General features: G+C 36.0%; 9 protein-coding genes. 6 read left to right on the top strand and 3 right to left on the bottom strand.

Going from position 1 to position 7,949, the window contains the following annotated elements; all coding sequences use genetic code 11:
* The 4 genes from M983_RS12865 to emrB form a co-directional block, all read left to right on the top strand.
* A partial coding sequence (locus tag M983_RS12865) for an MFS transporter (RefSeq protein WP_157091960.1) occupies positions 1–332 on the top strand: 332 nt, incomplete at its 5' end.
* Between the two features lie 493 nt (positions 333–825).
* Entirely contained in the window at positions 826–1,353 is a 528-nt protein-coding gene (gene mprA / locus M983_RS12860) for a transcriptional repressor MprA (protein ID WP_066751548.1), read from the top strand.
* Positions 1,354–1,545: 192 nt separating this feature from the next.
* A complete protein-coding gene (emrA, locus tag M983_RS12855; RefSeq protein WP_066751546.1) occupies positions 1,546–2,724 on the top strand; it encodes a multidrug efflux MFS transporter periplasmic adaptor subunit EmrA in 1,179 nt (392 codons plus the stop codon).
* A gap of 18 nt (positions 2,725–2,742) precedes the next feature.
* A complete protein-coding gene (gene emrB / locus M983_RS12850) occupies positions 2,743–4,260 on the top strand; it encodes a multidrug efflux MFS transporter permease subunit EmrB (RefSeq protein ID WP_074388172.1) in 1,518 nt (505 codons plus the stop codon).
* A 94-nt stretch (positions 4,261–4,354) separates the two neighbouring features.
* Here emrB and M983_RS12845 read toward each other — a convergent pair whose 3' ends face one another.
* From M983_RS12845 to M983_RS12835, 3 genes are all read right to left on the bottom strand, one after another.
* Positions 4,355–5,470, bottom strand: a complete 1,116-nt coding sequence (locus tag M983_RS12845) for a tRNA/rRNA methyltransferase (RefSeq protein WP_066751543.1) — start codon at positions 5,468–5,470, stop codon at positions 4,355–4,357.
* Between the two features lie 164 nt (positions 5,471–5,634).
* Positions 5,635–6,330 carry a C48 family peptidase gene (locus M983_RS12840; protein WP_066751541.1) on the bottom strand — a complete coding sequence of 232 codons (696 nt, stop codon included), beginning with the start codon at positions 6,328–6,330 and terminating at the stop codon, positions 5,635–5,637.
* Between the two features lie 5 nt (positions 6,331–6,335).
* The gene (locus M983_RS12835; RefSeq protein WP_066751534.1) at positions 6,336–6,701 is read right to left on the bottom strand and encodes a hypothetical protein; all 366 of its coding nucleotides are present in this window, start codon (positions 6,699–6,701) and stop codon (positions 6,336–6,338) included.
* 144 nt (positions 6,702–6,845) lie between these two features.
* Between M983_RS12835 and M983_RS12830 the strand changes: the two genes are divergently transcribed.
* Both M983_RS12830 and M983_RS12825 read left to right on the top strand, forming a co-directional pair.
* Positions 6,846–7,547: a tRNA-uridine aminocarboxypropyltransferase gene (locus M983_RS12830; protein ID WP_066751550.1), complete on the top strand. Its 702-nt coding sequence runs from the start codon at positions 6,846–6,848 to the stop codon at positions 7,545–7,547.
* 25 nt (positions 7,548–7,572) lie between these two features.
* Positions 7,573–7,949: CoA-binding protein (locus M983_RS12825; protein ID WP_167348683.1), on the top strand; the 377-nt coding region annotated here is incomplete at its 3' end.

Below are 7,949 nucleotides of genomic sequence, written 5' to 3'. Positions count from 1 at the left end.
GGGCGTTTATTATTATTGCACCTTATTATAATGGGTTAGGACTCATCAGTTTTATTATTGGCGTTATTATTCTTGATCTGGCAGTACAAGGTGTTCATGTCACAAATCAAAGTACTATCTATCGCATTTTACCCGATGCACGAAATCGATTAACAGCAGCTTATATGACCAGCTATTTTATTGGTGGAGCATTAGGCTCATTTTTATCAGGCTATACTTATCATCAATTTGGCTGGAAAGGTGTCTGTATCTCAGGTTTTATTATCGGCATTATCAGTCTTATCGTTTGGATAATTGGTTATAAAAATGATCCTATTATCCATGATGAGTGATTATTTATCTAAAAATACGTTATTTCCTACCCTTTAATATTGTACTAATCAGAATAAAAGATAAATGTTTTAACAGCGTGATTACTATTGATGTATATCATCATTTCATTCTTTATTAAGAATAACTGCATCAATATTATCAATAATTGACATCAAAGATTGTCTTTATTGAATAATATAAGTATGGTAATCGTCATTAGTTTAAATAAAATTAATACGTATTTTATCGTAAAAAGTGATCCTTACACTCATAAATGGACTATCATTAAATGACAGATAAGTGATGAGCTAATTTTATTAACTTATTGTAAAGAGATAAATACCTATGCTTTTTTTTGTGTTATCATTCATAAAATTTATGAATCAGGTAACAGAATCAAAAAAACATAGTGACTATAAATAATAAAAATTGCTAAATTGTGTGTTTAATATACCATTTAACATGTTGATAACAGTGTTATCCTAATTTTCGAAACTAACAAGGTGTCTAAAAATGGAAAGCTCATTTACGCCAACAGAAGAATTGCTAAACACTCGCGCTACACAACAGAAATCTCTGAATAAAGATATTCCTTATCAAGAAATTTTGCTAACACGTCTTTCTATGCACGTTCAAAGCAAATTACTTGAAAGCCGTAATAATATGCTGAAATCTCAAGGCATTAATGAAACATTATTTATGGCACTTATGATTTTAGATACGACAGAAAATCGTAGTATTCAACCTTCTGAATTAAGTGCAGCATTGGGCTCATCAAGAACAAATGCAACTCGTATTGCAGATGAACTTGAAAAACAAGGCTGGATTGAACGTAGAGAAAGTCATAATGACCGTCGCTGTTTACATCTGCATTTAACAGATGCAGGTGAGGAGTTTTTAAATAGCTTACTTCCACCACAACACAAATGTTTAAAACATATTTGGTCAGTTCTTGATGCAAACGAACAGAAACAGTTAGAAACACTCATGCGCAAACTGTTATTACAATTAGATACCTTATCTGAGAAAGGTTGTGAATAATTTTTACAGTGAATATTTTTACTGATTTAGCACTATTTACGCCATAAAACGGCAAGCATAATTGTTTATTAGCATTTATACTCTACACTTCACGCTAATCATTATTCTAAGATTAACCTTGTAATTATGTTTCCAGTTGTAACACTGGAAACATATCTGTGATGTTTTTCTGGTTTTATGGAGATTTCCTAAATGAGTGTTAATGAGGAAAATAGTCCCCCTCAGGCTCCCATTCGCAATAAAAAACGAACTCGCCGAAATATTTTATTATTACTCACCTTCTTATTTATCATAGCGGGTCTTGCTTATACCGCATATTGGTTCCTCGTCTTAAGGCACCATGAAACAACGGATAATGCCTATGTCACAGGCAATCAGATTTTAGTTATGCCACAAATTACGGGATCTGTTTCTACCGTTTTTGTAGATAACACGGATTACGTTAAAGCAGGTGAACCTTTAGTCCAATTAGATCCACGGGATGAAGAACTCGCATTAGATAAAGCCAAAACAGCATTAGCGAATAGCGTTCGCCAGATGCGTCAACAAATCATTAATGGTCGTCAATTAAAAGCCAATATCGTACTAAGAGAAACCGAACTGGTTAAATTACAAAACGATCTACGTCGCCGTGAAGTTTTAGGTGAGCGTAATGTGATTGGTAAAGAAGAACTCCAACATGCAAGAGAAGCCGTAGCAACAGCAAAAGCCGCATTAGATGTTGCTAAAGAGCAATATAACGCTAATCAAGCTATTGTTTTAAATACACCTATTGAACAGCAACCTTCTGTATTACAAGCTGCAACAGATGTCCGCAATGCATGGCTTGCACTGGAAAGAACAAAGATTCTCAGCCCAACTGATGGTTATATTTCTCGCCGTAGTGTACAAGTTGGTGCACAAGTCTCACCTGGTAAGCCACTTATGGCCGTTGTACCTGTTACAGGGATGTGGATTGATGCTAATTTCAAAGAAACGCAATTAGCGAATATGCGCATTGGACAATCCGCAAAAATCACCACTGATTTTTATGGTAAAAAAGTCGTTTACCATGGTACCGTGCAAGGTTTAGATATGGGAACTGGTAGTGCTTTTTCTTTATTACCTGCACAAAATGCTACAGGTAACTGGATAAAAGTCGTGCAACGTTTGCCTGTTCGCATTTCGCTTGATGAAAAAGAATTAGCCGATAAACCTTTACGTATTGGACTTTCAACAGAAGTTACCGTAGATACGATTAACCTTGATGGCAAAGTCTTATCACAACGTGAACGCAAATCACCTGCTTATCATACAGATACTCTCACCATTGATATGTCTGCAATTAATACACTGATCAATGAAATCATTGAACAAAATGCCGGACAATAATAAAGATGGGGTGTAAAGGTGATTAAAGAGCCATTACAAGGAGGAAAACTTGCCATAATGACCATCGCACTTGCGCTGGCAACTTTTATGCAAGTTCTCGATTCAACAATTGCTAACGTCGCAATTCCTACTATTGCAGGAAACTTAGGGGCTTCGAACTCTCAAGGTACTTGGGTCATTACCTCATTTGGTGTAGCGAATGCGATATCTATTCCTATCACAGGATGGCTTGCAAAACGCATTGGTGAAGTCCGCCTTTTTATGTGGTCAACGGCACTTTTCGCATTAACATCTTGGCTTTGTGGTATATCACAAAGTCTTGAAATGCTTATTTTTTTCCGTGTACTACAAGGTGTTGTTGCAGGACCATTAATTCCGTTGTCTCAAAGTTTATTACTTAATAACTATCCACCAGCTAAACGAAATATGGCATTAGCATTATGGTCAGTAACTATTGTTGTGGCTCCGATATTAGGGCCAATATTAGGTGGATATATTAGTGATAACTATCACTGGGGATGGATATTTTTTATCAACGTTCCTTTTGGTATTTTGATTATCATGTGCATATCAAATACCTTAGGTGATCGTGAAACAAAAACTGAAATTAAACCCATTGATACGATTGGACTTGCCCTCTTAGTTGTCGGTGTTGGTGCTTTGCAGATAATGCTTGACCAAGGAAAAGAGCTAGACTGGTTTAATTCTACCGAAATTATTGTTCTGACTATTATCGCAGCTATTGCCCTTACCTTCTTAATCGTTTGGGAGCTCACAGATGAACATCCAGTGATAGATCTTTCGCTCTTTAAGAGTCGCAATTTTACCATTGGCTGTTTAACGCTAAGTCTTGCTTATATGCTGTATTTCGGGACTATCGTTTTACTTCCCCTTCTTTTACAAGAAGTCTTTGGCTATACCGCAACATGGGCAGGCCTTGCGGCCGCATCCATTGGATTATTACCTTTAATTATCACACCAATTATTGGTAAATTTGGTGGCAAGGTTGATTTACGCTACATCATCAGCTTTAGCTTTATAATGTTCGCTGTCTGTTTTTACTGGCGAGCATATACCTTCGAGCCTGGAATGGATTTTGCTACTGTCGCATGGCCACAATTTTGGCAAGGTTTAGGTGTGGCATGTTTCTTTATGCCATTAACCACCATGACATTATCAGGCTTACCACCTGAAAAAATGGCTTCAGCTTCTAGTTTATCTAACTTTTTAAGAACGCTCGCAGGAGCTATTGGTGCTTCATTGACGACAACAATTTGGACTCAAAGAGAAGCGCTTCATCATGAAACATTTATTGAAAAGATAAATCTTCTAGATCCTGATTCTCAAATGACATTCCAGCAAATGAACGAGCTTGGCTTATCTAATGAGCAAACATCGGCTTATCTTGCTAAGACGATTACAGAACAAGGCCTCATTCTTTCTGCAAATGAAATTTTCTGGCTAGCAGCAGGGATATTCTTATTAATGCTTGTGGTTGTGTGGTTTGCAAAACCTCCTTTTTCACCAGGTAAATAGAAAGATCCATAAAATACAAATCCCGCTTAGCTGTAGAGTTAAGCGGGATTTTTTATTTATATTCTTATCTTTATATAAGAATATAAAAAGCGTGTTAACCTTGGTTTTGACGCCACCATTCAGCTAAAAGAACACCAGATGCTACAGAAACATTCAAACTTTCAACATGGCCTGTGCCACCAATATAAATGCTCATATCACCTTGATTTAAAGTTCCTTCACTTAAGCCTTCTTTCTCTTGGCCTAAGATAAGAACCATTTTTGCAGGTAACTGTGCTTTTGCTAATGGTACACTGCCTTTATGGCTTGAAGTGGTTACTAATGTGTAACCGGCCTTTTTGAATTGCTCTAAAGTTTGTGCAAAATTATCTGCATCAATTCCTTGAATGTATTCAGCGCCACCTTCAGCAGTACGCACTGCTGCACCTGATTCTAAAACTGATGAATCGGGAGAGATAACACCACGAATACCAAAATGCGCACAACTGCGCATAATAGCACCCACGTTATGTGGATTTCCGACATCTTCTAAAGCCAGTACGCAATCCGCTTCAGGTGCATCTTTTAAATACGTTTGAGCATCATGCCCCATACGTTTTTTAATTAAAAAACATACGCCACCGTGGTGATCAGTACGCGCAGCTTTTACCATCTCTTCTTCTTCAACCACATGGTAAGCTTTACGATTTGCAGCCATCCATTTTAATGCATCACGAAAACGTGGTGTCGTTTCTTGTAAAAACCAAGCACGCACAATCGCATCAGGGCGATTTTTAAACATTGCCTGACAAGCATTTTCACCGTAAATACGCGTTTCTTCTAAACGCTGACGACGAAGTTGCTCTGGGTCTATTTGGCTTTTACCCGTGATACCATCATGTTCTTTTATGCCATCTTCACCAGGGCGTGAAATTGTTTTCCAAGGAGAAAAAGAGGTTTCTTCACTATCACGATTATGGCGAGAAGTATTTGTCTCATTACGATCACGTCCCGATGGCTTACCTGCACCACGCTCATCACGACGAGAAAATTTGTTATCACCGCGCTTATTATCACGATTTTTATCATCGCGTTTATTAGTACGGTTGTTATCACTACGACCATTTTCAGGGCGACGTGATGGTTTTTTGGGCTTATTGTCGGCGTTGTCCTCACTACGGACATACATTACTTTAACTTTGCCGTTTTTACCTTCATACGAATCGTTCATTTATCTCTCCAACTGCAATAGGGGCGCAGATTACCTGATAGTTTAGCAACTGTCACCGAGAGAATCACGAAAGGAATACAAAATATGAGTTTAATGAGGTAAATTATTTTTTATTTTCTACTCTATTTTTTATTTTTATGAAAATAAATAGAAAATACAACCTGTTAACCTATTTTATACAGCATATTCATTAAAAGATCTTTTCTAAATTCTTGATTAAAATTAGCTTGGCTATTTTTATCTCTCTTTTGGAAATCATTCACCGCCTTGAGCAGTGCTTGCGAAATAACCGGAGTTAAATCCTGTGTGTTTTTCTCATTATCACTCAATGCATTTAATGCTTTTTGAACTTGCTCAATATGGTAGAGTGTGAATAATCCACACCCATTAGGTACATTTTCTTGTAATTGCCCCCCAAAATCCGAGATAACATACCCATGACTCTTTAACTTTTCCTTTAATAAGGTGCGGTCATCATTGGGATTAGAGGAGCTATCAAGCTTAAGAGAATCACATAAAAAAATATTATTTTTATAAACAAAAAGAGAAACCCAGTGATTATTATTTACCAATATTGCGTAATTTTTAACTTGTTCACTTTTTTTATCTAATACAGCAACGTCTCTAAGAATATTTTCATAATTATCAGATTTATAAAAAAAAGGAGTTTTTTCACTTAATTTTTCAAGCCAATAACTGATTTCAGTTTGAGTAATATAACGACTTTTTTCAATTATACTTTCTGTTTCAGATGACAATATCAAAGTAAATAATTGTTCTTTTAAATTATTGTTAATATCTGAAATAAAAGGATTGTTATTATCAGCCACCGCACTAGCAATATCTTTCTCTGCAGCCATTGCGCTTAATAATGGACGATGTTTAAAAAATCCCTATCTTCTTTTGTATTTTCATCATAACAAGATGTAATATATTGAGAGATCGTCTCTTTTATATCGTTAGACAGACTAGGATAAAGTGAATATAACTGTGAAGTAGCATACTTACTTATTTCAATATCATGATGGAATGTAATATCAACTAACATATTTAAACCAAAAAGATAACCATTTTTTATTTCATCCTTTAAATTCGTTATATCTTTTTTTAACACATCACGACTGCTTAATGTTATATTTCCTTCTGATTTTATTTTATTTATATTTAAATTTTTATACAGATTACTTTCATAATATTTACTAGCTTCATTTTTAAATAATATATTATTCATAATTGCCCCGTAGATTAAATTTATTAAAAATAATCCTATTACTATCATGAAAAATAAACTTTCAAAAAAGTCACATTTAATATCTTAAATGCATATATTCATGATAATATTCACTTCTTTTTTATGACTTTTGGTTTATCAGCTATGCATGAAAATGCGGTTTCTAGGCTCCGTCAATATCGAGTCTCTATTTCTACACGCCCTTTTAAAGCAAGAGGCTTTCGTGTTAAACGTTGTCATTTTTGTCTATTACCTGAAAAACAATGCCTTTGCGATACCGTTGTTGCTCAATCCGCAAAAAGTCGTTTTTGTTTAATGATGTATGATACTGAGGTAATGAAGCCCAGTAATACAGGCAAATTGATAGCAGATGTGTTGCCCGATACTCTGGCTTTCTTGTGGTCTAGAACTCATCCTGAAAAAGCACTACTCGATGCTATTAACAATCCACAAAGACAAGCTTATGTTGTCTTTCCTGAAAGCTATGCATCTCCTGAGCGCACTGTTTATTATCAATTGCCAGCAAATAGTAAGCCCCCTCTTTTTATTATGTTAGATGGTACATGGACTGAAGCGAGAAAAATGTTTCGCAAAAGTCCTTATCTTGACGCATTGCCAATTTTCGCTATTAAAGAAGTATCTAAATGTGAGTACATACTCCGTCAAGCAGCGAGAGAAGAACAGCATTGTACTGCGGAAGTGGCTGCCTCTATTTTAGGAAATGTCGGTGATATAAATGCTTCTCAACAGCTTTTCTCTCATTTTAGTTACTTTCGTCAACAATATTTACTTGGAAAACCCGATAGACGTCAGGAAAAAGAATCTCAGATAAGCTACATTGAATAAAAGCGTTATAAACTCAGGAGTTAATATGAGCCAGAGAGGACTAGAAGCACTATTACGCCCAAAATCTATCGCCGTAATAGGGGCATCTGAAAAAAGTGGGAGTGCTGGGACTATTATGATGAAAAATCTACTTAATGGTGGATTTAATGGCCCTGTATTTCCTGTTAATCCCTCTCGTCGCTCTGTTTCTGGCGTGTTTGCCTATCCAACCCTCGATAAATTGCCGCAGGTTCCTGATTTAGCAATTATCTGCACTCACCATCAACGTAATTTAGAGATATTGAAGCAACTTGGTGAGTTAGGATGCCGAGCTGTGATTGTACTATCAGCACAACCTGAACAATCACAGGATATGAAATTATTATGTCAGCAATATCATATTCGTTTATTAGGCCCTAATAG

The sequence above is a fragment of the Proteus myxofaciens ATCC 19692 genome (assembly GCF_001654855.1).
In the GTDB taxonomy this organism is placed as follows: Bacteria; Pseudomonadota; Gammaproteobacteria; order Enterobacterales; family Enterobacteriaceae; genus Proteus; species Proteus myxofaciens.
The sequence above is the reverse complement of the archived record's forward strand: the minus strand, read 5'-3'. Positions and strand labels throughout refer to the sequence as shown.